This window comes from Nocardioides proteolyticus (genome assembly GCF_051280635.3).
Taxonomy (GTDB): domain Bacteria; phylum Actinomycetota; class Actinomycetes; order Propionibacteriales; family Nocardioidaceae; genus Nocardioides.
This window is the reverse complement of sequence record NZ_JBNBPO030000024.1, coordinates 49684-71784: the sequence shown is the minus strand read 5'-3', so window position 1 is coordinate 71784 and position 22101 is coordinate 49684. Positions and strand designations below refer to the sequence as shown.

The following is a 22101-nucleotide window of genomic DNA, read 5'->3' as shown; positions in this document are numbered from 1 at the left end:
CCGTCCCGGGGGATCGCTCATCTTAAGAATCCCGTTGGATCGAGCGGTTGAGGGGCGCCCCCCCGCGGGCCCGGGCGGGGGCCCCCCCCCTCCGCGAACTCGCGCTGCGCCTGCACGTACTCCGCCTTGCCCTCCGGCGTCTCGATCCGGACGGCGGAGAACCCGAGGTCCGCGAGGTCGTACGGCGCCGCCCGCATGTCGAGCACCCGAATGTCCCAGGCGAGCTCGAAGCAGTCGGCGACGAGGTCCGAGGAGATCATCGGCGACAGCCGGAACGCGTGCTTGTAGAGGTCCATGCCGGCGTGCAGGCACGCCGGCTGCTCGAACGCCGGCCGGTCGTCGCGGCCGGGGGAGAGGGTGTTGCGCGGCCGGGCCGGCGCGGTGAAGAACCGGTAGGCGTCGAAGTGCGAGCAGGCGATCCGGTGGTCCTCGACGACCGCGTCGGTGCCGGCTGCGCCGAGGCGCAGCGGCCAGTCGGCGTGGCGGGTCTCGTCCTCGGACAGCCGGTAGACCATCGCCCACTCGTGCAGCCCGAAGCAGCCGAAGTGTGGCGTGCGTGCGGCCGTGGCGCTGAGGAGGCGGTGCAGCGACTCGACGAGCGGGCGCTGCGAGGCGACGTGCTCGCCGGTCACCCCCGTCGTGGGACCTTCGGTGGCGTAGCCCTTGAGCGAGCCGTACTCCTCGACCGCGTCGGCCAGGCGGACGCCGTACCCGGGGTGCCAGCGGCGCAGCTGCGCGGGCCGGTGGGAGTAGTAGGTGAAGAGGAAGTCGAAGACCGGGTGCTTCCGGTGCGCCTCGCGACGGGCGAGGTGGGGAGCGACGTAGCGGTCGATCCGCGCGGCGTGCGCGTCGGCGCGGGCCCGCCAGTCGGCGGCGGCCAGCACCGCGGACGGCTGCTGGGTCACCCGCTGCGCATTCACGACCGAGAATCGTAGGTCGATAGGCTCGCCGGGTGCGCATCGTCAGATTCACCACGGGGGAGGAGCCGTCCTACGGCGTCCTGACCGGAGACCTGGACGACTACGGGCAGCCGGCCGACGACGCGGTCGTCGTCGCCCTGGCCGGCGACCCGCTCTACGTCGGGATCAAGCTGCTCGAGCAGGAGCACCCGATCGACGACGTGCGCCTGCTGGCGCCGGTGCTGCCGCGCAGCAAGGTGGTCGGCATCGGGCGCAACTACGCGGCGCACGCCGCGGAGATGGGCGGCGACGTGCCCTCCGAGCCGTTGATGTTCATCAAGCCCAACACCAGCGTGGTCGGCCCCGGTGACCCGATCCTCTACCCGCGCCAGACGCAGGACCTCCACTACGAGGGCGAGCTCGCGGTCGTCATCGGCCGGATCTGCCGCGACGTGCCCGCCGAGCAGGCCACGGACGTCATCCACGGCTACACGATCGCCAACGACGTCACGGCCCGCGACCTCCAGCGCTCCGACGGCCAGTTCACCCGGGCCAAGGGCTTCGACTCGTTCTGCCCGCTCGGCCCGTGGATCGAGACCGACCTCGACCCGCAGGCCTTCGTCGACGGCCGCCGCGTGCAGACCTTCCTCAACGGCGAGGTGGTCCAGGACGGCACGACGTCCGACATGGTCTTCGACGTGCCCGCGCTCGTCGCCCACGTCAGCAGCGTGATGACGCTGCTGCCCGGCGACGTGATCCTCACCGGAACCCCCGAGGGCGTCGGTCCGATGCAGGTCGGCGACGAGGTCGAGGTCGCGGTCGAGGGCCTCGGCACCCTCACGAACAAGGTGGCAGCACGATGAGCGGCACGATGAGCGGCACGGTGAGCGGCAGGGACAAGGTCCGGGTCCGGATGGCGCCCTCCCCGACGGGGAGCCCCCACGTCGGCCTGGTCCGCACCGCCCTGTTCAACTGGGCGTTCGCGCGGCACCACGGCGGCACCTTCGTCTTCCGGATCGAGGACACCGACAGGGAGCGCAGCACCGACGAGTCCTACGCCGCGATCCTCGACCTGATGCGCTGGCTCGGGCTGGACTGGGACGAGGGACCGGAGGTCGGCGGTCCCCACGCGCCGTACCGGCAGAGCGAGCGCGCCGACCTCTACCGCGACGCCCTGGCGAGGCTGCGCGAGAGCAGGTTCACCTACGATTGCTACTGCACCAACGAGGAGGCGGCCGCTCGCCGCAAGGCCGCGGGGTCCAAGGTCCAGGGGTACGACGGCTTCTGCCGCGACCTGAGCCAGGAGCAGGTGGACGCGTTCGTGGCCGAGGGGCGCCGGCCGGTCGTCCGGTTCCGGATGCCCGACGGCACCATCACCTGGCGCGACCTGGTGCGCGGCGAGGTGTCGTTCGAGACCGAGTTCGTTCCGGACTACGCCCTGTGCCGGGCCAACGGCGATCCCCTCTACACGCTGGTGAACCCCGTCGACGACGCGCTGATGGAGATCACCCACGTGCTGCGCGGCGAGGACCTGCTCTCCTCGACACCACGGCAGATCGCGCTCTACGAGGCGCTGAAGGAGATCGGGATCGCGACCGCGACTCCCGAGTTCGGCCACCTGCCCTACGTCATGGGCGAGGGCAACAAGAAGCTGTCGAAGCGCGATCCCGAGGCGCACGCGCTCGCCTACCGGGAGCAGGGCTACCTCCCCGAGGGGCTGCTCAACTACCTCGCTCTGCTCGGTTGGGCGATCGCCGCCGACCGCGACGTGTTCACGCTCGACGAGATGGTCGAGGCCTTCGACATCGGCGACGTGGTGCCCAACCCGGCGCGGTTCGACCTCAAGAAGGCGCAGGCGATCAACGCCGCGCACATGCGGCGGCTGTCGGTGGAGGAGATGACCCACCGGGTGCTTCCGTTCCTCAAGCGCGACGGCGTCGTCTCCGACCCGGTCTCCGACGCCGACGCCCAGCTGCTGGAGCTGGCGATGCCGCTGGTCGCCGAGCGCATCAACAAGCTCTCCGAGGCCAGCGACATGCTGGGCTTCCTCTTCGTCGCCGAGGACGACTTCGCCGTCGACCCGGAGGACGCCGAGAAGCAGCTGGGCGAGAGCGGCCGGCCCGTGGTCCAGGCGGCGTACGACGCCCTCGCGGGCCTGCCCACGTGGTCGACCGACGCCATCCAGACGGCGCTCCAGGGTGCGCTGGTCGACGGGCTGGGACTGAAGCCGCGCAACGCGTTCGGGCCGGTCCGGGTCGCGGTCACCGGCCGCCGGATCTCCCCGCCGCTGTTCGAGTCGATGGAGCTCCTCGGCCGCGACCGCAGCCTCGCGCGGCTGCAGCGTGCGCTCGGCTGAGAGCGCCGGGCAGCCGGGCCCGGCGGTGCCGGCGCCGCTGCCGCCGGTGCGCTACGACCAGCTCCACGGCCTGGGACCGCGTGCGCTCTGGCGTCCGCTCGTCGGGGTCGTCCTGCTGGTGGGCCTCCTGCTGGCCGCACAGCTGCTGCTGACGGCCGTGTTCTCGACCGCGCTCTACGCCGGTGGGCTGGACCTCTCCGAGATCGCCGACCGGCTGGGTGGCGACCCGGTCACCCCCACCTTCCTCGCCCTGGTCAACCTCGGCTGGGCCGCCGCCATCCCGGCGGTCTGGCTGGTCGCTCGGGTGCTGCACGGCCAGAGCCCGGGCTGGACCGCGTCGGTGGTGCGGCGCATCCGGTGGGGCTGGCTCCTGGCCTGCCTCGGCCTGTCCGTGGTCGCGCTGGCACTCACCCTTGTCGTGGCGGCCTTCCTGCCCGAGCAGGGAGCGGGCTCCGTCGAGGTCGACGGCACGCTGAACGCCTGGACGAGCACCACGCGCGACTTCCTGCTCGTCGTCCTGCTGCTGACGCCGCTCCAGGCCGCGGGGGAGGAGTACGCCTTCCGGGGCTACCTCACCCAGGCGTGCGGCGGCGTCGCCGGCCGGTTCGGCGACCGGATCGGCGCCGGCGTCGCCGTCGTCGTACCGGCGCTGCTCTTCGCCGTCGCGCACGGTGCGGGGCAGGACGCTCCGGTGTTCTTCGACAGGTTCGCCTTCGGCCTCGTCGCCGGGCTGCTGGTCGTGCTCACCGGCGGCCTGGAGGCCGGCATCGCGATGCACGTGCTGAACAACTTCCTCGCCTACGCGCTGGCGCTGGCGTTCGGCGACATGACGGAGGCGCTGAACCCGGGCGACGCCTCGTGGTGGAGCGTCCCGGTGACGCTCACGCAGTCGGTCACCTTCCTGGTCCTCACCGTGCTGGTCGCGCGCGGCCTGGGCGTCGCGGGGCGCACGGGGCAGGGCATTTTGGAGCCGCGGCGACCGCCCGTGTAGTGTTTCCCGTCGGCTCGGCCCCCGCGTGGAGACGGGCCGGACAGCAGTACCGCAGTGGTCTATGGTGTAATTGGCAGCACGACTGGTTCTGGTCCAGTTAGTCTAGGTTCGAGTCCTAGTAGACCAGCGAGTTCTCGCGAGAGAGCAGACGCAAGGCCCCGATTTGGCCGCGCCGAGGCACGATCGCTAGAGTTCCGCAGGTTGCCAGCGGCCCCCGTCAGGGGAGGCGCGAGCGACATGCCCCCGTTGTGTAGCGGCCTAGCACGCCTGCCTCTCACGCAGGTAGCGCCGGTTCGAATCCGGTCGGGGGTACCATCCGCAGCAGGCCCGGTCACCGACCGGGCCTGCTGCGTTTTCTCGCGGAGGCGTCGGCCCAGTGCTGGGCGGATTTCGGCGATCCGTGGTTGTCGACCGCTCCGGCGGGGTAGGCAGGACCTTGCGCCGGCAGGGAGCCGGCCCACCAGCTCTCGGGCTGTCCCCAAGGAGACATCTCAACATGCGCAGTGATCTGTTCGCCCAGGAGAACCACGAGGTCGAGGGACCGGGCAACTTCGTCAAGCAGAGCTCGAAGATGATGAAGGTCGAGCTCTCCCAGGGCAGCGTCAAGGCCCTCCAGGGCTCGATGGTCGCCTACCAGGGCGACGTCCGCTTCGACGCCCAGGGCGCCGGCGGCGTCGGCAAGTGGATCAAGCAGAAGGTGACCGGCGAGGGCCTGCCGATCATGCGGATGACCGGCACGGGCGAGATCTTCCTCGCCAAGCTCGGCATGGACGTCCACGTCATCGAGCTCGAGAACGACTCGATCTCCGTCAACGGCGCCAACATCCTCGCCTACTCCGACAGCCTCCAGGACGACATCCAGCTGGTCCGCGGCGCGGGCATGCTCTCGGGCGGCCTGTTCAACACCACGCTGTCGGGCACCGGGCAGGTGGCGCTGGTCACCGACGGGCCGCCGCTGCTGCTCCAGACGGGCGACGGGCCGACGTTCGTCGACCCCGACGCCGCGGTGTGCTGGTCCGCCGGCCTGCAGATCCAGCTCAAGACCGACATCGGCATGAAGGCGCTGCTCGGCCGGACCTCCGGCGAGGAGTTCCAGCTCGGATTCCACGGCCAGGGCTTCGTGATCGTGCAGCCGAGCGAGAACATGCGGTTCGGCGGGGCGCAGGACGCCGGCCAGCAGGTGCAGCAGCAGAGCCCGCTCGGCGGCCTCGGCAACCTGCTGCGCTGACCGCCGCGGGCGACGAGGGCCGCACTTAGCACCGACGCGGCCCTCGCGCCCGCCGCGGTGTCCGATTCCCGCCAGCGCCTGTCGGCGCGGGGGGTCAGGATGGGGGCATGCAGATCACCGTCACCCGGCCGGAGCAGCTCGACTTCACGCGCTGCTACGCCGCCGTGCAGTCGCGGGACCGCCGGTTCGACGGCGTCTTCTACACCGCCGTGCGGACCACCGGGATCTACTGCCGGCCGTCGTGCCCGGCGCGCACCCCCGCCCCGCGCAACGTCTCCTTCCACCCGACCGCCGCGGCCGCCCAGGCCGCTGGCTACCGCGCGTGCAAGCGGTGCCTGCCCGACGCGACGCCCGGGAGTCCCGACTGGGACGTCGCCGCGACGGTCGCCGGGCGTGCGATGCGGCTCATCGCCGACGGGGTCGTCGACCGGGAGGGCGTGGACGGTCTGGCCGCCCGGGTCGGCTACACGGCGCGCCACCTCTCGCGGCTGCTCACCGCTGAGCTGGGCGCCGGCCCCCTCGCCCTCGCCCGCACGCACCGGGCCCAGACGGCGCGGGTGCTCGTCGAGAGCACCGACCTGGGGTTCGCCGACATCGCGTTCGCGTCCGGGTTCGCCAGCGTCCGCCAGTTCAACGAGACGATGCGCGAGGTGTACGACGCCACGCCCACCGAGCTGCGCGGCCGGCATGCCACGGCGAGCGGGTCGCGCCGCTCCCGCGCGGGGACCATCGACCTGCGGATCGCCGTGCGCACGCCGTTCGCCGGCCGCGACCTCCTGCGGTTCCTCGCCGACCGCGCGGTCGAGGGCATCGAGACCGCCGAGGTCCACGACGACGGGAGCGGCTCCTACGCCCGCACGCTCGACCTTCCGCACGGCCCCGGGGTGGCGCGCGTCGAGCTGACCGACATCGCCGCCGGCGGGGCGTCCCACGTCCCGCTGCGGCTGCGGCTCGACGACCTCCGCGACACCGCGGCGGCAGTCGCCCGGATGCGCGCGCTGGTCGACGCCGACGCGGACCCGGTGGCCATCGACGGCCACCTGGCCACCGACCCCGCGCTGGCACCCCTCGTCGCGCGCCGGCCCGGCCTGCGCGTGCCCGGGCACGTCGACGGCGCCGAGCTGGCGGTCCGGGCGGTGCTGGGCCAGCAGGTGACCACCGTCGCCGCCCGCACGGCCGCCAGCCGGCTGGTCGCGGCCCACGGGAGGCCGGTCGAGACCGGGGTGGCCGGGCTCACCCACCTGTTCCCCGACGCGGCGACGGTCGCGGCCCTGGACCCGACCCACTTCCGGATGCCGCGCGCCCGGGCCCGGGCGCTCGTCGGCCTCGCGGCCGCGATCGCCTCGGGCGAGGTGGCCCTCGATCGCGGGCCCGACCGCGCGGAGGTGCGCGCCCGCCTGCTGGCCCTGCCGGGGATCGGCCCGTGGACCGCCGACTACATCGCGCTGCGTGCGCTCAGCCACCCCGACGTGTGGCTGCCCACCGACATCGGCGTGCGCAACGCGCTCGCGCACCATTCCGCCGCCGGGGCCGACGCCCGTCCCGACACGTGGGCGCCCTGGCGCTCCTACGCCCTGCTGCACCTGTGGACGTCACTGTCCGACCACCGAGGAGACTGAGAGAGCCATGTGGACCGTCATCGAGTCGCCCGTCGGGCCGCTGCGCATCGTGGAGCAGGCCGGCGCCATCACCGCCATCGAGTTCTCGCCGTTCCGTGACCACGACGGCCGTCCCCGGGGCCCGCGCGCGGACGACGCGCCGGTGCTCGTCGCCGCGGCCCGCCAGCTGGAGGAGTACTTCGCGCGCGACCGCAAGGAGTTCGACCTGCCCCTCGCGCCGGTCGGCACGACCTGGCAGCTCGCCGTGTGGGAGCAGCTGCGGCGGATCGGCTGGGGAGAGACGGCGTCGTACGGGCAGATCGCGGCGCGGCTGGGCAAGAGCAACGCCGCGTCGCGGGCCGTCGGCCTGGCCAACGGCGCCAACCCGATCCCGATCGTGGTGCCGTGCCACCGGGTGATCGGGGCCAACGGCACGCTGACCGGCTATGCCGGCGGTCTGGACCGCAAGCAGCTCCTGCTCAGCTTGGAGCAGGAGGCGCTCTTCTGACCGAGTCCGCCGCGCTACTCGGCGGCGGCCCGGCGCAGTGACTCCGAGAGCCGCTCCGCCGCGGCGAGCACGGCCGGCGCGTGCATCCGGCCGGGCTGGCGGGAGAGCCGCTCGAGCGGGCCGGAGACCGAGACCGCGGCGATCACCTTGCCGCCGGGGGAGCGGACCGGTGCCGAGACCGAGGCCACGCCCTGCTCCCGCTCGCCGACCGACTGCGCCCAGCCCCGGCGGCGGATCGCGGAGAGCTCGGCCGCGGAGTAGGCCGCGTTCTGGAGCCCGCGGTGGATCCGCTCCGGGTCGTCCCACGCGAGCAGGACCTGCGCGGCGGAGCCGGCGCGCATCGTCAGCTGGGAGCCGACCGGGATGGTGTCGCGGAGCCCACTGGGACGCTCCGCGGCAGCCACGCACACGCGGTGGTCGCCCTGGCGGCGCCACAGCTGCGCGGACTCGCCGGTGATGTCCCGCAGCCGCGCCAGGACCGGTCCCGCGGTGGCCAGCAGCCGGTCCTCGCCGGCGGCCGCGGAGAGCTCGGCCAGCCGGGGCCCGAGCACGAAGCGGCCCTGCATGTCGCGGGCCACCAGGCGGTGGTGCTCCAGGGCGACGGCCAGCCGATGGGCGGTCGGCCGCGCGAGCCCGGTGCCGGCGACCAGGCCGGCCAGGGTCGCCGGTCCCGATTCCAGGGCCGTCAGAACCAGGGCGGCCTTGTCCAGCACGCCGACGCCACTCGAGTTGTCCATATGGCAATACTGCCGTCTCGGATGATGGGATGCAAGCGTAGGCTGGGTCACAGCACGCCGGAACCGCCGGCGCCTGCTGGACAGCGAGCCCCAACAGGGGCGGTAGGAAGCGAGGAGCGAGTCATGGGCAAGACCCTGGCGGAGAAGGTGTGGGACGAGCACGTCGTCCGGTCGAGCCCGGGGGAGCCGGACCTCCTCTACATCGACCTCCACCTCATCCACGAGGTCACCAGCCCCCAGGCCTTCGACGGCCTGCGGCTGGCCGGTCGCCGGGTACGACGGCCCGACCTGACGCTCGCGACCGAGGACCACAACGTCCCGACCCTCGACTGGGACAAGCCGATCGCCGACCCGGTGAGCAAGACGCAGGTCGACACCCTGCGCAAGAACGCCGCCGACTTCGGCGTCCGGCTGCACCCGCTCGGCGACGTCGAGCAGGGCATCGTGCACGTCGTCGGGCCCCAGCTCGGTCTCACCCAGCCGGGCATGACGATCGTGTGCGGTGACTCCCACACCAGCACCCACGGTGCGTTCGGCGCGATCGCGTTCGGCATCGGCACCTCCGAGGTCGAGCACGTGCTCGCCACCCAGACGCTGATGCAGGCCAGGCCCAAGACGATGGCGGTCACCGTCAACGGCAGCCTCCCCGAGGGCGTCACCGCCAAGGACCTGATCCTCACCCTGATCAGCCGCACCGGCACCGGCGGCGGCCAGGGCTACATCGTCGAGTACCGCGGGCAGGCCATCGAGGAGCTCTCCATGGAGGGCCGGATGACCATCTGCAACATGTCGATCGAGTGGGGCGCCAAGGCAGGCATGATCGCCCCCGACGAGACGACCTTCGCCTACATCAAGGACAAGCCAGAGGCGCCGAAGGGCGCCGACTGGGACGCGGCCGTCGCCCACTGGCGGACCCTCGTCACCGACCCGGACGCCGCGTTCGACAAGGAGATCGTGCTCGACGCCTCCGAGATGACGCCGTTCGTGACCTGGGGGACCAACCCCGGCCAGGGGGTCCCGCTCGGCGCGACCGTGCCCTCGCCCGACGACTTCGAGGACCCGTCCGACAAGGTCGCCTGCGAGAAGGCGCTGGAGTACATGGGCCTGGAGGCCGGCACGCCGATGCGCGAGGTCCCGGTCGACACCGTGTTCGTCGGGTCCTGCACCAACGGCCGGATCGAGGACCTGCGTCTCGCGGCCCGGATCATCGAGGGGCACCGGGTCGCCGAGGGCACCCGGCTCCTCGTGGTGCCCGGCTCCGTGCGGGTGCGGATGCAGGCCGAGGCCGAGGGGCTGCACGAGGTGTTCCTCGCCGCCGGCGCCGAGTGGCGCGGCGCGGGATGCTCGATGTGCCTGGGCATGAACCCCGACCAGCTCACCCCCGGCGAGCGCAGCGCGTCCACGTCCAACCGCAACTTCGAGGGCCGGCAGGGCAAGGGAGGTCGCACCCACCTGGTGTCGGTGCCGGTCGCCGCCGCCACCGCCGTGCGCGGCACCCTGTCCTCGCCCGCCGACCTCGTCCGCCAGGAGGCCTGACCATGGAGAAGTTCACCACCCACACCGGCGTCGGCGTCCCGCTGAAGCGCAGCAACGTCGACACCGACCAGATCATCCCGGCGGTGTACCTCAAGCGGGTGACCCGCACCGGTTTCGAGGACGGCCTGTTCGCCGCGTGGCGCAACGACCCCGGGTTCGTGCTCAACGACCCTGCGTACGCCTCCGGCTCGGTCCTGGTCGCCGGTCCGGACTTCGGCACCGGCTCCTCGCGCGAGCACGCGGTGTGGGCGCTGCAGAACTACGGGTTCAAGGTGGTGCTCTCCGCACGGTTCGCCGACATCTTCCGCGGCAACTCCGGCAAGGCCGGGCTGCTGGCCGCGCAGGTCGATGAGAAGGTGGTCCAGGCCCTCTGGGAGCACCTGGAGGCCAACCCGGGCGCGGAGATCACCGTCGACCTGGAGTCGCAGACCGTCAGCACCGCGGACGGAGCCGTCCAGGACTCCTTCGACATCGACCCCTACACCAAGTGGCGCCTGCTCAACGGGCTCGACGACATCGGCATCACCCTCGGCCACGAGGCCGACATCGCGGCGTACGAGGCGAAGCGTCCGGCCTGGAAGCCGGTCACCCAGGCCTCGTGATCGAGCAATAGGGCGGCCACACGGGGTGGACGCCGATAGGGTCCACCCCGTGTCCACCCTCGTCCGTGCCGAACGGGCGGGTGCGGAGCGACCGGAGACACCCGCCCCCCGACCAGCACCGCAGCCTGCTCCGCTGCGCACGGTGCTGCTGCGTGGTGCCCTGGGCAGCCTCCAGGCCGCGGCCCTGGCCAGCCTGCTGCTGCAGGCGTCGACGTTCGGCCTGTTCTATCCCCGGTGGCTCAAGGACCTGCTGCTCGACGGCGTCGGGTTCTACGCCGACACCCTCGTGGTGTGGGTCGTGCTGCTCTTCCTCTGGGCGGTGCTCGGCCGGCTGTGGTGGTCCATCGGGATCGTCCTCGCGACGGTCGTGGGCGTCGGCGTCGCCAACGTGGTGAAGATGCGCTACCGCGAGGAGCCGGTCTATCCCAGTGACGTCGACTTCCTCCAGGAGCCGGCGTTCCTGACCTCCATGGTGTCGCCGGCGCTGCTGGTCGTCGCGGTGCTGGCCCTCGCCGGAGTGCTCGCCGCGGCCGTGCGGATCGGGCGCCGGATGGCGACCCGCTACCCGCGGCCGGCCTGGCGCCGCCTGCCGCGCCGGCAGGCGCTCGGTGTGCTCGGGCTGCGCCTGGTCGTCGCGGCCGTCGCGGGCCTGCTGCTGCTGCAGGCCACCCAGTTCAACCAGCCGGGCAACCTGTGGCGCGGTCTCTACGAGGCGCGCGGCGACGACTGGCGGTACTGGAACCAGAAGACCAACTACCGCTCGCACGGCTTCCTGGGCGGGTTCCTGTTCAACATGCCGGTCGAGGCGATGCCGACGCCGACCGGCTACGACGCGGCGGCGATGTCGGCGATCGCGGACCGCTACGAGCGGGTGGCGGCGGACATCAACGCCGACCGCACCGGCACTCTCGCGGACACCAACGTGGTGCTGGTGCTCAGCGAGTCCTTCACCGATCCCACCGGCCTGGCGGGATTCGAGCTCGAGCGCGACCCGATCCCGAGGACCCGCGCACGGATGGCGCAGACCCTGTCCGGGGAGATGCTCGCCCAGATGTACGGCGGCGGCACGGCCAACATGGAGTTCGAGGTCCTCACCGGCCAGTCGCTCGGCCTGTTCCGGCCGCAGCTGATGTCGCCCTACCAGATGCTCGTGCCCGACCTGTCCGACTACCCGTCCGCGGTGGGCGCCTTCAAGCACCAGGGCCACGACGCGGTCGCGATCCATCCCTACCGCGTGGGGATGTACAAGCGGGAGCAGGTCTACGACAGGTTCGGCTTCGACGCGTTCGTGCACGACACGACCATGCGATCGACGGCGACCGTCGGCCAGAACCCCTACATCTCCGACGATGCGGCGTTCGACGAGGTGCTGGCGGAGATCGACCGGCGCACCGAACCGCTGCTCGTGAACCTCGTGACGATGCAGAACCACATCCCGGTCGACGACAACTACGCCGACCCGCTCGAGGTACGAGGGACCGACGACGACCAGGCGGAGCGGATCGGCCAGTACGCCCGGGGATTGGCGCACACCGACGAGGCGCTCGACGCCTTCCTGGAGAGGCTGGAGCGAAGCCCCGAGCGGACGATCGTGCTGTTCTACGGCGACCACCTCCCGGGCATCTACGGATCGTCGGTGAAGGAGCAGAACCGCGGACTGGCGCTGTATCGCACGCCGTTCTTCGTGTGGAGCAACCGACCCGGGGAGAACCGTCCGCGTCCGGTGCCGACCACCAGCCCGGCCTTCTTCCTCCCGCTGGTCTACGAGGTGGCCGATGCTCCGGTGCCGCCCTACCTCGCGCTCCTCGACCGTGTGCATCGCCACGTCAGCGCCCTGCAGCAGGGGCGGATGCTCGACGGCAACGGGCAGCCGATCACGACCGCCGAGCTCGGCCCAGAAGGCGCGCAGCTGCTGGCAGATCTGCGCGCCGTGCAGTTCGACTTCTCCATCGGCCGGCGCTTCGCTCTCGACCGGATGTGGCCCGGCGCAGCCTCCTGAAGGCCCCGAAACCCCGAAATAGCGTCCGATTCGAGAAAAAACACGGGCGAACAACGGCGTGGTGATTGTGAGCGTGTCCACTAATGCCTAGCGTTCCGTGAAAGGACGGCTGGGCGTGGGCTCGGCCGCAACGGCCCAAGGGACGGCATGGTCGCCGTCTCGGAAGGACAGGTAGTGAACAAGTCTCAGTTGATCGACGCGCTGTCCGAGCGCTTCGAGGGAAGCCGTAAGGACGCGGCCCACGCCCTCGACGCGGTTCTCGACACCATCACCCGCCAGGTCGCCAAGGGCGAGAAGGTGGCCATCACGGGCTTCGGCTCCTTCGAGAAGGCCGTCCGCAACGCACGCTGGGTCCGCAACCCGCAGACCGGCGAGCGAGTCAAGACCAAGAAGAAGGCGGTGCCGAAGTTCACCGCCGGCGCCGACCTGAAGAACGTCGTGTCCGGCGCCAAGAAGCTGCCCGCGCTGCCGAAGCCCGCGAAGAAGGCGGCCGCCGCCTCGAGCGCCGCAGCGAAGAAGGCCGCGGCTCCGGTGAAGAAGGCCGCTGCCGCCGCGAAGAAGTCGGTCCCGGCGAAGAAGTCGAGCACTGCGACCAAGAAGGCCGCACCGGCCAAGAAGTCGACGCCGGCGAAGAAGTCTCCGGCCAAGACCACCACCGCCAAGAAGTCGGCGCCCGCGAAGAAGGCGTCCACCGCCAAGAAGTCGGCGCCGGCCAAGAAGGCTCCGGCCAAGAAGGCGTCCACCGCGAAGAAGTCGGCTCCCGCCAAGAAGGCGTCGACCGCCAAGAAGGCTCCGGCCAAGAAGACCGCGAAGAAGGCCTGAGGCCGACCGACCGGACAGCGACTCGGGCCGCCCTCCTCCGGGAGGGCGGCCCGATCGGTCTTCGCGCTTCTCAGCGGGGCAGCCGCATCGCGGCCAGCACCGCGGCGGTGGCCGGGCCCACGCCGAGGTCGGCGGCCTCGGCGAGCGAGCCCAGGTCGTCGACATCGCGCCGCAGCCCGGGCATCTCTCCCGCCAGGGCCACGGCGCCGCCGGCGGCGTGGGCAGCGGCGGAGTCCGGTCCGAAGCGCGGCTCGAAGGCGTCGTACGTCGCGGTGTAGAGGGTGGTGCCGGTGCCGTCCGCGTCCGCCACGAAGCACGGCGTCACCGAGCTCGCCGCGGCGCTGAGGGCCTGCGTGAGCTCCTCCGGTCGTACGGCGGGGAGGTCGGCGCACAGCGCGACCGGCTGCAGCTGCGGGGAGCCAACGCGGGCCGCGTCGGCGCCCTGGCGCAGAGCGGCGTTCAGCCCACCGCCGGCGTCGGCGCAGGTGTCGGCCCCGAGCGCGGCGAGCCGGCGCGCGAACGCAGCGTCGTCGCTGACCACCAGCACGCGGGCGACGGCGTCGGACGCCAGGCAGGCAGCGACGGCGTCGCGGGCGAACGCTCCCGCCAGCATCGTGCGCTGGTCGACGGCGACCGCGGAGAGCCGCGACTTGGCGGTGCCCGGTGACTTCACCGGCAGCAGGACGACGAAACCGCCCGGACGCGAGACCACCCGCTCATCCTCCCAGGCCACCACGCGGAGCGGCGTCACGCCCCGGCGGGCGACCTCGCGCGCCCGCGGAGTGGCCGGGGTCACTGCCGGGTAGCCTGCATCCTCGTGACGGTGCGCAAGCTGCAGGAGAAGAGGGGCTGGGCCTTCGACATCGCGGTCCCCATCATCAAGCCCCTGCTCCTCGCGACGACCCGGCGCGAGTGGATCGGCGGCGAGCACCTGCCCGAGACGGGCGGCTACCTCATCGTGCTCAACCACATCTCCCACATCGACCCGCTCACCGCCGCGCACCTCGTCTACGACCACGGGCGGCTGCCGCGCTATCTCGCCAAGTCGGGCCTGTTCGACAACCGGGCGCTCGGCCTCTTCCTCCGCGGCGCCGGCCAGATCCCCGTCAAGCGCGACACCCGTGATGCCGTGGGCGCCTACGCCGCGGCGGTTGCTGCTGTCCGGCAGGGCAAGTGCGTGGTGATCTATCCCGAGGCGACGATCACCCGCGACCCGGACCTGTGGCCGATGAAGGGCAAGTCCGGGGCTGCGCGGATCGCGCTGGAGACGGGGTGTCCGGTGATCCCGGTCGGTCAGTGGGGGGCCCACGAGCTGCTGCCGCCGTACACGAAGAAGCCGCACGTCGTGCCGCGACGCAGGATCGTGATGCGGGTCGGCCCGCCGGTCGAGCTCGACGACCTCCGTGCCCTGCCCCGGACCCAGGCGGTGGTCAACCGGGCGAGCGAGCGGATCATGGCTGCGATCACCCACGAGCTGGAGCTGATCCGGGGCGAGCCGGCTCCGCCGGAGCGCTACGACATGGCAAGGCAGGGCGATCGGTTCAAGAGGAAGAAGAAGGCCACGTGAGCGAGCCGGTGGGCAACAAGGTCGCGGTGCTGGGCGCGGGTTCGTGGGGGACGGCGTTCTCCATCGTGCTCGCCGACGCGGGCAACGACGTCTCGATCTGGGCCCGTCGCGAGGAGGTCGCGTCCGCGATCAACGACACCCACGAGAACACCGACTACCTCCCGGGGATCGAGCTGCCGCGCACGATCACCTCGACGCCGGATCCCGAGCAGGCACTCGACGGAGCGGACGTCGTCGTGCTCGCGGTGCCGTCGCAGTCGCTGCGCGACAACCTGCCGACGTTCCTGCCCTTCGTGCAGCCCGATGTGGTCTTCGTGTCCTTGATGAAGGGCGTCGAGCTCGGAACGCTGAAGCGGATGTCGGAGGTGATCGAGGAGGTCGGCGACATCCGGTCCGACCGGATCGCGGTGGTCAGCGGCCCCAACCTGGCCCGCGAGATCGCGCGACGGGAGCCCGCCGCATCGGTGGTCGCGTGCGCCGACGACGACGTCGCGACGCTGCTGCAGAAGCGCGTGCACTCCCCGGCCTTCCGGCCCTACACGAGCATCGACGTCCTCGGCTGCGAGCTCGGCGGCGCCTACAAGAACGTGGTGGCGCTCTGCGTCGGGATGGCCGTGGGCCTGGGCTTCGGCGACAACACCACCGCGTCGCTGATCACGCGGGGCCTGGCGGAGACGGCCCGCCTCGCCATGCGGCTCGGCGCCAACCCGCTCACGCTCATGGGCCTCGCCGGCCTCGGCGACCTCGTCGCCACCTGCTCCTCGCCGCTCTCGCGCAACCGCACCTTCGGCGAGAGGCTGGGCCAAGGCATGACGGTCGAGGAGATCTACGCGTCCACCCGCCAGGTCGCCGAGGGCGCCAAGTCCTGCTCGTCGCTGCGCGCGCTCGCTGCCAAGAACGGCGTCGAGGCACCGATCGTCGACAGCGTGGACGAGGTCGTGCAGGGCCGGATGACCACGGCGCAGATGATGGAGTCGTTCATCGCGCGCGTGCCCAAGCCGGAGATCGGCTGAGCGCTCGGCGGGGTGCTCAGCCGCCGAGCCGGTCGAGCGCCTGCGCCAGGTCGGCCCAGAGGTCCTCGACGTCCTCGATGCCGACCGACAGGCGGACCAGGCCCTCGGGGATGGTGGGCGCCTCGACCTTCCAACGGCGGCGCCGCTCGAAGGTGGACTCGACCCCGCCCAGCGACGTCGCGTGCACCCACAGCGAGGTGCCGCGCACCAGCAGGTCAGCCGGGTCGGCGCCACCCGCCACCACCGCGGCGACCATCGCCCCGAAGCCGGGGTAGCGGACCTCCTCGACGGCCGGGTGCTCACGGAGCCGGCGGGCGATCTCGCCGGCGTTCGCCTCGGCGCGGTCGAGCCGGACGTGCAGGGTCCGCAGTCCGCGCAGCGCGAGCCAGGTCTCGAACGGTCCGGGAACGGCACCGGCCAGGTCGCGACGGGCCTTCACCGCGTCGAAGACCTCGTCCCCGGCGTCCGGGGCCACGACCAGCGCGCCCATCACCACGTCGCTGTGGCCGGCGATGAACTTGGTGGCCGAGTGCACCACGATGTCGGCGCCCTGCGCGAGCGGCTGCTGCAGCAGGGGAGTGGCGAAGGTGTTGTCGACCACGACGCGGATGCCGAGCTCGCGCGCCGCGGCGGCGAGTGCCGCGATGTCGGCGACCTCGAGCGCGGGATTGGTCGGCGACTCGATCCACAGCAGGGCGCAGTCCTCGTCGTCGCGCATCGCCTGCACGACGGCATCGGTGTCGGCGATGTCGACCAGGGTCGCCCGCAGCCGGCCGCGCGCCTCTGCGTCCGCGAGCGCCATGATCGTGCCGCTGTAGGAGTGCCGCGGCGCGACCACCGAGCCACCGTGGCCGACGAGGTCCAGCAGCGTCGTGACGGCCGCCATGCCCGAGGAGAACGCGAGGGCGCGGCCGCCCTCCAGCGCGCCGAGCGCCTCCTCGAAGGCCGACCACGTGGGATTGCCGTAGCGGCCGTACTCCAGCTCACCCGTCGCGACGTACGTCGACGCCATGGTGATCGGCGCGTTCAGCGGCTGGTCGGCCTCGTGCGGCGGGCGCCCTGCGGTCACCGCGATCGTCGCGGGACGCAGCGCGGAGCTCGCTCCGGCCTCGGGTCGGTGGGTCGGGTCGCTGGCTGGTCCGGGCATGCTCCAACGGTAGGGTCGGCGGCGATGAGCTCTCCCACCGGACGTCGGATCCGCGTCGCAGTCGTCTTCGGCGGGCGCTCCACCGAGCACGCCATCTCCTGCGTCACCGCCGGCAGCGTGCTGCAGGCCATCGACCGCGACAAGTACGACGTCGTGCCGGTCGGCATCGCCCCCGATGGCCGCTGGGTGCTGGAGGCCGACGACCCCGCCCGCCACCGGATCACCGGTGCGGGCGAGCTGCCGGCGGTCGACCCCGACCGCGCCCCGGTCACGCTGACGCGCACGGCAGGCGGCGCCGGGCTCCTCGTCAGCGAGGCGTCCGCCCCGCCGCGCGAGCTGGGCGACGTCGACGTCGTCTTCCCGCTGCTGCACGGGCCCTGGGGCGAGGACGGCACCATCCAGGGCCTGCTCGAGATGTCCGACGTGCGCTACGTCGGGTCGGGCGTGCTCGCGTCGGCGGTGTGCATGGACAAGGCCTACATGAAGATCGTCCTGCAGGCCGCGGGCCTGCCGGTCATGCCCGGCACGACCACGACGGCGCGCGAGTGGGCGGACCAGGCGGCGGCCGTGCACCTGCGCTGCGAGCAGCTGGGCTATCCGCTGTTCGTCAAGCCGGCGCGGGGCGGGTCGAGCATCGGCATCGCCAAGGTGCACGGGCACGACGAGCTCGCCGCCGCGATCGACGGGGCCCTCGTGCACGACCCGAAGGTCCTGATCGAGGTGTCTGCGGAGGGCGCGCGCGAGCTCGAGTGCGGCGTGCTCGAGGACGTCGACGGGACCCTCGACGTCAGCGTGCCGGCGGAGATCCGGATCACCGGTGACCACGAGTTCTACGACTTCGAGGCCAAGTACCTCCCCGAGGAGGCGACCCAGCTCGACGTTCCGGCGCACCTCGACGAGGAGGTCGTGCTGCGGATGCAGGACGTGGCGGCGGCTGCGTTCCGTGCGACCGGCTGCGAGGGCCTCGCCCGGGTCGACTTCTTCTACATGCCCGACGGGTCGCTCGTGGTCAACGAGCTCAACACCATGCCGGGGTTCACGCCGCTGTCGATGTTCCCGCGGATGTGGGCGGCGACCGGCCTGGAGTACGGCGAGCTCGTCGACCGCCTGCTCACGCTCGCCCTGCAGCGCGACACCGGCCTCCGCTAGCCCGGCCGCTTCCTGCTGCCCGCTAGTCGCACTCGTCGACGAGCGTGAGGTGCTCCTTGACCGCCGCGGCGAGCGCGGCCATCGCCGCGGCGCCGGCGTTGGGCCGGAGCTCGCCGGGCACGCGGATCTCCACGCGCGGCCGGTAGCCCGCCGCGGTCAGCGTCTGGTCGAGCGAGGGGTCGTCGTACTGCTCGTCGGGCAGGTACCACCCCACGCCGTTGGCGATCTCGCAGGAGGCGGTGAGGTCGAACCCGGCCGGCTCGGCGACGCCGCAGCGGACGACGATCGCCGGGTCCCCGTAGGCCGCCGCTGGTGCGTCGGCGGGCTCGATCTCGACCCGCTCCTGCTCCGCGAGCGTGTCGGGCAGGTCGGCCGCGAAGTCCTCGCAGGCGGCCCGCTCGTCGCCGGAGAGCTCGGGCACCTCGACCTCGACGGGTCCGCCGCAGGAGGTGAGCAGCGCGGCGGCCGCGAGCACCGGGACAGCCAGCAGCGCGGCGGACCGAGCGCGCCCGGCGCCTCGCACCGTCAGATGTGGACGACGGGGCAGGTGAGGGTCCTGGTGATGCCGTCGAGGTTCTGGACCTTCGAGACGACGAGCTTGCCCAGCTCGTCGACGTTGCGCGCCTCCGCGCGGACGATCACGTCGTAGGGTCCGGTGACGTCCTCGGCGAGCGTGACGCCCTTGATCTGGCCGACCTCGCGGGCGACCTCCGCAGCCTTTCCGACGTCGGTCTGGATGAGGATGTAGGCCTGCACCACCATGGGTCGAGCTCCCGTCGAGACTGTGAAACCGATCGCCACAACCTACCGCGACCGGGCGTGCCAGCAGAACCGGCGAGCGGTGGCTCTGGTGGGATGGAGCCATGGCTGGCGCAATCGACCCGGACGCGACGGTGTCCGATCTCGGTGAGTTCGGACTGATCGGCGAGATCGGCGGCCTGGTCGCCCGCACGGCGCCCGGCCGGGACGTGCTGGTGGGACCCGGCGACGACGCCGCCGTGCTCCGCGTCCGCAAGGGGCACGTCGTCGTGTCGACCGACGTGATGGTCGAGGGCCGGCACTTCCGGCGCGACTGGGCGGAGGCCGCCGACGTGGGCCACCGGGCCGCCGCGCAGAACCTCTCCGACATCAACGCGATGGGCGGGCGCGCGCAGTGGCTGACGGTCGGCCTGGCCGCGCCCGGCGACCTCCCGGCGCAGTGGGCCCTGGACTTCACCCGCGGCTTCGCCGAGGAGTGCGCCGCGGTCGGCGCCGGCCTCGTCGGCGGCGACCTGAGCCGCGCCGACCAGGTGGTCGTCTCGGTCACCGTGATCGGCGCGTGCACGGTCGCGCCGGTGCTGCGCTCGGGCGCCGAGCCGGGCGACGTCCTCGCGCTGTGCGGCCGTCAGGGCTGGGCCGCGGGCGGGCTGGCCGTGCTCGGCCGCGGGTTCCGCTCGCCCCGCGTGCTCGTCGAGGCCTACCGCCGCCCGGAGCCGCCGTACGACGCCGGGCCGGCGGCCGCGGAGGCGGGCGCCACCTCGATGATCGACGTCTCGGACGGCCTGGTCGCCGAGGCCCGCCACCTCGCGGAGTCCTCGGGCGTCAGCATCGACGTCGACACGTCGTCGTTCGAGGTGCCCGAGCCGCTGGTCGCGGTCGGCGCGGCGATCGGCGCGGACCCGCTCCAGTTCGTCCTGGGCGGCGGCGACGACCACGCCCTGCTCGCGACCTTCCCGCCCGGTGGTGAGCTGCCGGACGGGTGGACGCGCGTCGGGACCGTCGGGCCCGCGGGCGACGGGCCGCTGGTCACCGTCGACGGCCAGGCCTGGGACGGCCCGGCCGGCTGGTCGCACTTCTGAGCCCGGCCAGGCAGCAAAACGTCGAAGGCCGCCATCCCGGAGGATGGCGGCCCTTCGCTCGGCTCAGCGGGTCAGCGGGTCAGCGGGTGACCTTGCCGGCCTTCAGGCAGCCGGTGCACACGTTGAGGCGCTTCGGGGTGCCGTTCACGACAGCGCGGACGCGCTGGATGTTGGGGTTGAAGCGACGCTTCGTGATCTTGCGCGACCACGGCCGGTTGTTGCCGAACGCCGGCTTCTTGTCGCAGATGTCGCACACGGCGGCCATGGGTGACTCCTAGGAGATTGCGGTTGCTTCAAAGTCTGGTCGGGCACCGGCGCACAGGGTGCTCCGGGCAACCGGAAGAGAATAGCCGAGCGCGCGTCCCGGACCGAAATCGCCGGCCGCTCGCACCGACGCAATAGGGTGACCCGGATGGAGCACGGGATGGAGCAGCCGCCGGGCCCGGCGGCGGTCGCGGGGCGCGGCATCGCGCTCGAGGGCGTGCTCCGGTTCGTCGACATCGCCGTCGACGCCCTGGCCCGGGCGCGCGAGGAGGTCGACGCGCTCAACGTCTACCCGGTGCCGGACGGCGACACCGGCACCAACATGTACCTGACGGTGGTCGCCGCCCGCGACGCGATCCGGGAGTCGCTGGCCGAGGCGCCCGGCGACGACCTGGCGGGGCCGCTCGCCGCGCTCTCCCGCGGGGCGCTGCTCGGGGCCCGCGGCAACTCGGGGGTGATCCTCAGCGAGATGCTCGGCGCGGTCGCCCGCCGGCTGGCGTCGTCGTCGGCCACCGAGCGCAACGCCGAGGTCTTCGCCGACGCCCTCCGCTCGGCCGCGGACGCGGCGTACGCGGCGGTGGGGGAGCCGGTGGAGGGCACCATGCTCACCGTGCTCCGCGCCGCGGCGGACGCGGCGGCCGACCTGGCGAAGGACCCCGCGAATCGCAGCAGCCACGTCCTGGCCGGCGCCGCGGCGGCCGCGCGGGAGGCGCTGGCCCGCACGCCCGAGCAGCTCGACGTGCTGGCCCAGGCGGGCGTGGTCGACGCCGGGGGCCGCGGCCTGTCGGTGGTCCTCGACGCCGCGGAGACCGTGCTGACCGGCCGCCGGCCGATGCCGGTGACCGCGCCGCTGGGGAGCCACGCGATCCCGGTGCCGCAGGCGGCGACGACCGGCGACCTGTGCGCCGACGGCCCCGCCTACGAGGTGATGTACCTCCTGGACGCCGACGACCGCTCGGTCCCGGCGCTGCGCGACCGGCTCGGCGGGCTCGGCGACTCGGTGGTGGTCGTCGGCGGCGACGCGCTGTGGAACGTGCACGTGCACACCGACGACGTCGGGGCCGCCATCGAGGCGGGGCTGGAGATCGGCCGCCCGCACCGGATCCGGGTCACCCACTTCGCCGAGCAGGCGGCCGCCGCGAGCCAGCAGCGGACCCTCGCGGGTCGCCGCGTGGTCGCGGTCGCCGCGGGTCCCGGGCTGGCGGAGCTCTTCTCGCAGGCCGGAGCGGTGGTCGTCGACGGCGGCCCGGGTCGCCGGCCGTCCACCGGCCAGCTGCTCGAGGCGATCACCGGGTGCGGCGGCCGGGAGGTCGTCGTCCTGCCCAACGACGAGCACTCGGTGCGCGCGGCGCTGGCGGCGGCCAGCACCGCCGAGGTCGACCACGCCGCCCACGGGCTGCGGGTCGCGGTGATCCCGACCCAGACCCAGGTGCAGGGGCTGGCCGCGCTCGCGGTGCACGAGCCCGGGCGGTCCTTCGACCACGACGTCACCGAGATGACCGCGACCGCGCGTCACGTGCGCCACGGCGCCGTCACGGTGGCGGCCCGCCAGGCGATGACCACCGCCGGGCCGTGCGAGCCCGGTGACGCGCTGGGCGTCGTGGCCGGCGACTTCGCGGTGGTCGGCGACGACCTGGGTGCCGTCTGCGAGATCGTGCTCGACCGGCTGCTCGCGGCCGGTGGCGAGCTGGTGACCCTGGTGCGCGGCGCGGACGGGGACGAGCTGGCCGGTCGCGCGAGCGCCTGGGTGGAGCGGCACCACCCCCATGTCGACGTCGTGGTGTACGACGGTGGCCAGGAGCGCTACCCGCTCCTGATGTCCGTCGAGTGACCCGTCCGTCCGGAGG

At 72.8% G+C, this 22101-nt stretch carries 22 protein-coding genes and 2 tRNA genes; 17 read left to right on the top strand and 7 right to left on the bottom strand.

Annotated elements, in window-relative coordinates; genetic code table 11:
* Positions 1 to 17: 17 nt before the first annotated feature.
* A complete protein-coding gene (locus ACPOLA_RS14850; RefSeq protein WP_435771210.1) occupies positions 18 to 920 on the bottom strand; it encodes a 3-methyladenine DNA glycosylase in 903 nt (300 codons plus the stop codon).
* Between the two features lie 32 nt (positions 921 to 952).
* Between ACPOLA_RS14850 and ACPOLA_RS14845 the strand changes: the two genes are divergently transcribed.
* From ACPOLA_RS14845 to ACPOLA_RS14810, 8 genes are all read left to right on the top strand, one after another.
* Positions 953 to 1762: a fumarylacetoacetate hydrolase family protein gene (locus tag ACPOLA_RS14845; RefSeq protein WP_435771209.1), complete on the top strand. Its 810-nt coding sequence runs from the start codon at positions 953 to 955 to the stop codon at positions 1760 to 1762.
* The gene (gene gltX, locus ACPOLA_RS14840; protein WP_435771208.1) at positions 1759 to 3255 is read left to right on the top strand and encodes a glutamate--tRNA ligase; all 1497 of its coding nucleotides are present in this window, start codon (positions 1759 to 1761) and stop codon (positions 3253 to 3255) included. Before ACPOLA_RS14845 ends, gltX begins: the two co-directional genes overlap by 4 nt.
* Positions 3242 to 4246 carry a CPBP family intramembrane glutamic endopeptidase gene (locus ACPOLA_RS14835; RefSeq protein ID WP_435771207.1) on the top strand — a complete coding sequence of 335 codons (1005 nt, stop codon included), beginning with the start codon at positions 3242 to 3244 and terminating at the stop codon, positions 4244 to 4246. The genes gltX and ACPOLA_RS14835 overlap by 14 nt, the downstream gene beginning before the upstream one ends.
* A 55-nt stretch (positions 4247 to 4301) precedes the next feature.
* Positions 4302 to 4373 (top strand) — tRNA-Gln (locus tag ACPOLA_RS14830).
* Positions 4374 to 4485: 112 nt separating this feature from the next.
* Positions 4486 to 4561: transfer RNA gene (locus tag ACPOLA_RS14825), tRNA-Glu, on the top strand.
* 181 nt (positions 4562 to 4742) lie between these two features.
* A complete protein-coding gene (locus tag ACPOLA_RS14820; RefSeq protein WP_435771206.1) occupies positions 4743 to 5474 on the top strand; it encodes an AIM24 family protein in 732 nt (243 codons plus the stop codon).
* A 107-nt stretch (positions 5475 to 5581) separates the two neighbouring features.
* On the top strand, positions 5582 to 7093 hold the full coding sequence (locus ACPOLA_RS14815; protein WP_435771205.1) for an AlkA N-terminal domain-containing protein: 1512 nt from the start codon (positions 5582 to 5584) through the stop codon (positions 7091 to 7093).
* A 7-nt stretch (positions 7094 to 7100) separates the two neighbouring features.
* A complete protein-coding gene (locus tag ACPOLA_RS14810) occupies positions 7101 to 7580 on the top strand; it encodes a methylated-DNA--[protein]-cysteine S-methyltransferase (RefSeq protein ID WP_435771204.1) in 480 nt (159 codons plus the stop codon).
* A gap of 14 nt (positions 7581 to 7594) precedes the next feature.
* On the opposite strand, the gene ACPOLA_RS14805 is transcribed toward ACPOLA_RS14810, so the two are convergent.
* Positions 7595 to 8317, bottom strand: coding sequence for an IclR family transcriptional regulator (locus tag ACPOLA_RS14805; protein WP_056714163.1), 723 nt, complete (start codon positions 8315 to 8317; stop codon positions 7595 to 7597).
* A gap of 123 nt (positions 8318 to 8440) precedes the next feature.
* On the opposite strand from ACPOLA_RS14805, the gene leuC reads away from it, so the two are divergent.
* The 4 genes from leuC to ACPOLA_RS14785 all read left to right on the top strand — a co-directional run bounded on the left by leuC (position 8441) and on the right by ACPOLA_RS14785 (position 13276).
* On the top strand, positions 8441 to 9853 hold the full coding sequence (gene leuC / locus ACPOLA_RS14800; RefSeq protein WP_435771203.1) for a 3-isopropylmalate dehydratase large subunit: 1413 nt from the start codon (positions 8441 to 8443) through the stop codon (positions 9851 to 9853).
* Between the two features lie 2 nt (positions 9854 to 9855).
* Entirely contained in the window at positions 9856 to 10455 is a 600-nt protein-coding gene (gene leuD, locus ACPOLA_RS14795; RefSeq protein ID WP_435771202.1) for a 3-isopropylmalate dehydratase small subunit, read from the top strand.
* A gap of 49 nt (positions 10456 to 10504) precedes the next feature.
* Complete coding sequence (locus tag ACPOLA_RS14790; RefSeq protein ID WP_435771201.1) at positions 10505 to 12454, top strand: LTA synthase family protein; 1950 nt, start codon at positions 10505 to 10507, stop codon at positions 12452 to 12454.
* Between the two features lie 174 nt (positions 12455 to 12628).
* Positions 12629 to 13276: an HU family DNA-binding protein gene (locus tag ACPOLA_RS14785; RefSeq protein ID WP_435771200.1), complete on the top strand. Its 648-nt coding sequence runs from the start codon at positions 12629 to 12631 to the stop codon at positions 13274 to 13276.
* Between the two features lie 70 nt (positions 13277 to 13346).
* On the opposite strand, the gene cofC is transcribed toward ACPOLA_RS14785, so the two are convergent.
* Positions 13347 to 14072 carry a 2-phospho-L-lactate guanylyltransferase gene (cofC, locus tag ACPOLA_RS14780; protein ID WP_435771199.1) on the bottom strand — a complete coding sequence of 242 codons (726 nt, stop codon included), beginning with the start codon at positions 14070 to 14072 and terminating at the stop codon, positions 13347 to 13349.
* Positions 14073 to 14093: 21 nt separating this feature from the next.
* Between cofC and ACPOLA_RS14775 the strand changes: the two genes are divergently transcribed.
* Both ACPOLA_RS14775 and ACPOLA_RS14770 read left to right on the top strand, forming a co-directional pair.
* The gene (locus tag ACPOLA_RS14775; protein ID WP_435771198.1) at positions 14094 to 14843 is read left to right on the top strand and encodes a lysophospholipid acyltransferase family protein; all 750 of its coding nucleotides are present in this window, start codon (positions 14094 to 14096) and stop codon (positions 14841 to 14843) included.
* Entirely contained in the window at positions 14840 to 15856 is a 1017-nt protein-coding gene (locus ACPOLA_RS14770; RefSeq protein WP_435771197.1) for an NAD(P)H-dependent glycerol-3-phosphate dehydrogenase, read from the top strand. The genes ACPOLA_RS14775 and ACPOLA_RS14770 overlap by 4 nt, the downstream gene beginning before the upstream one ends.
* A 16-nt stretch (positions 15857 to 15872) precedes the next feature.
* Here ACPOLA_RS14770 and ACPOLA_RS14765 read toward each other — a convergent pair whose 3' ends face one another.
* Complete coding sequence (locus ACPOLA_RS14765) at positions 15873 to 17003, bottom strand: trans-sulfuration enzyme family protein (protein WP_435771196.1); 1131 nt, start codon at positions 17001 to 17003, stop codon at positions 15873 to 15875.
* Positions 17004 to 17027: 24 nt separating this feature from the next.
* Between ACPOLA_RS14765 and ACPOLA_RS14760 the strand changes: the two genes are divergently transcribed.
* Positions 17028 to 18152 carry a D-alanine--D-alanine ligase family protein gene (locus tag ACPOLA_RS14760; RefSeq protein ID WP_435771195.1) on the top strand — a complete coding sequence of 375 codons (1125 nt, stop codon included), beginning with the start codon at positions 17028 to 17030 and terminating at the stop codon, positions 18150 to 18152.
* Between the two features lie 22 nt (positions 18153 to 18174).
* Here the strand turns inward: ACPOLA_RS14760 and ACPOLA_RS14755 are convergent, their stop codons facing one another.
* The gene (locus ACPOLA_RS14755; RefSeq protein WP_435771194.1) at positions 18175 to 18675 is read right to left on the bottom strand and encodes a DUF3515 domain-containing protein; all 501 of its coding nucleotides are present in this window, start codon (positions 18673 to 18675) and stop codon (positions 18175 to 18177) included.
* A gap of 2 nt (positions 18676 to 18677) precedes the next feature.
* A complete protein-coding gene (locus ACPOLA_RS14750; RefSeq protein WP_435771193.1) occupies positions 18678 to 18914 on the bottom strand; it encodes an Lrp/AsnC family transcriptional regulator in 237 nt (78 codons plus the stop codon).
* A 101-nt stretch (positions 18915 to 19015) separates the two neighbouring features.
* Here ACPOLA_RS14750 and ACPOLA_RS14745 point away from each other — a divergent pair, with 101 nt between their 5' ends.
* Entirely contained in the window at positions 19016 to 19990 is a 975-nt protein-coding gene (locus ACPOLA_RS14745) for a thiamine-phosphate kinase (RefSeq protein WP_435771192.1), read from the top strand.
* Positions 19991 to 20069: 79 nt separating this feature from the next.
* Here ACPOLA_RS14745 and rpmB read toward each other — a convergent pair whose 3' ends face one another.
* On the bottom strand, positions 20070 to 20255 hold the full coding sequence (rpmB, locus tag ACPOLA_RS14740; protein WP_435771191.1) for a 50S ribosomal protein L28: 186 nt from the start codon (positions 20253 to 20255) through the stop codon (positions 20070 to 20072).
* Positions 20256 to 20402: 147 nt separating this feature from the next.
* Between rpmB and ACPOLA_RS14735 the strand changes: the two genes are divergently transcribed.
* The gene (locus ACPOLA_RS14735; protein WP_435771190.1) at positions 20403 to 22085 is read left to right on the top strand and encodes a DAK2 domain-containing protein; all 1683 of its coding nucleotides are present in this window, start codon (positions 20403 to 20405) and stop codon (positions 22083 to 22085) included.
* The last annotated feature ends 16 nt before the right edge of the window (positions 22086 to 22101 follow it).

Excerpts from the sequence above, each read along its gene's own strand:
- ACPOLA_RS14765 (WP_435771196.1), bottom strand. The coding sequence starts at position 17,003 with ATGCCCGGACCAGCCAGCGACCCGACCCACCGACCCGAGGCCGGAGCG.
- ACPOLA_RS14805 (WP_056714163.1), bottom strand. The coding sequence starts at position 8,317 with ATGGACAACTCGAGTGGCGTCGGCGTGCTGGACAAGGCCGCCCTGGTT.
- ACPOLA_RS14810 (WP_435771204.1), top strand. The coding sequence starts at position 7,101 with ATGTGGACCGTCATCGAGTCGCCCGTCGGGCCGCTGCGCATCGTGGAG.
- ACPOLA_RS14820 (WP_435771206.1), top strand. The coding sequence starts at position 4,743 with ATGCGCAGTGATCTGTTCGCCCAGGAGAACCACGAGGTCGAGGGACCG.
- leuC (WP_435771203.1), top strand. The coding sequence starts at position 8,441 with ATGGGCAAGACCCTGGCGGAGAAGGTGTGGGACGAGCACGTCGTCCGG.
- ACPOLA_RS14735 (WP_435771190.1), top strand. The coding sequence starts at position 20,403 with ATGGAGCACGGGATGGAGCAGCCGCCGGGCCCGGCGGCGGTCGCGGGG.
- ACPOLA_RS14745 (WP_435771192.1), top strand. The coding sequence starts at position 19,016 with ATGGCTGGCGCAATCGACCCGGACGCGACGGTGTCCGATCTCGGTGAG.
- ACPOLA_RS14750 (WP_435771193.1), bottom strand. The coding sequence starts at position 18,914 with ATGGTGGTGCAGGCCTACATCCTCATCCAGACCGACGTCGGAAAGGCT.
- gltX (WP_435771208.1), top strand. The coding sequence starts at position 1,759 with ATGAGCGGCACGATGAGCGGCACGGTGAGCGGCAGGGACAAGGTCCGG.
- ACPOLA_RS14760 (WP_435771195.1), top strand. The coding sequence starts at position 17,028 with ATGAGCTCTCCCACCGGACGTCGGATCCGCGTCGCAGTCGTCTTCGGC.
- ACPOLA_RS14815 (WP_435771205.1), top strand. The coding sequence starts at position 5,582 with ATGCAGATCACCGTCACCCGGCCGGAGCAGCTCGACTTCACGCGCTGC.
- leuD (WP_435771202.1), top strand. The coding sequence starts at position 9,856 with ATGGAGAAGTTCACCACCCACACCGGCGTCGGCGTCCCGCTGAAGCGC.
- rpmB (WP_435771191.1), bottom strand. The coding sequence starts at position 20,255 with ATGGCCGCCGTGTGCGACATCTGCGACAAGAAGCCGGCGTTCGGCAAC.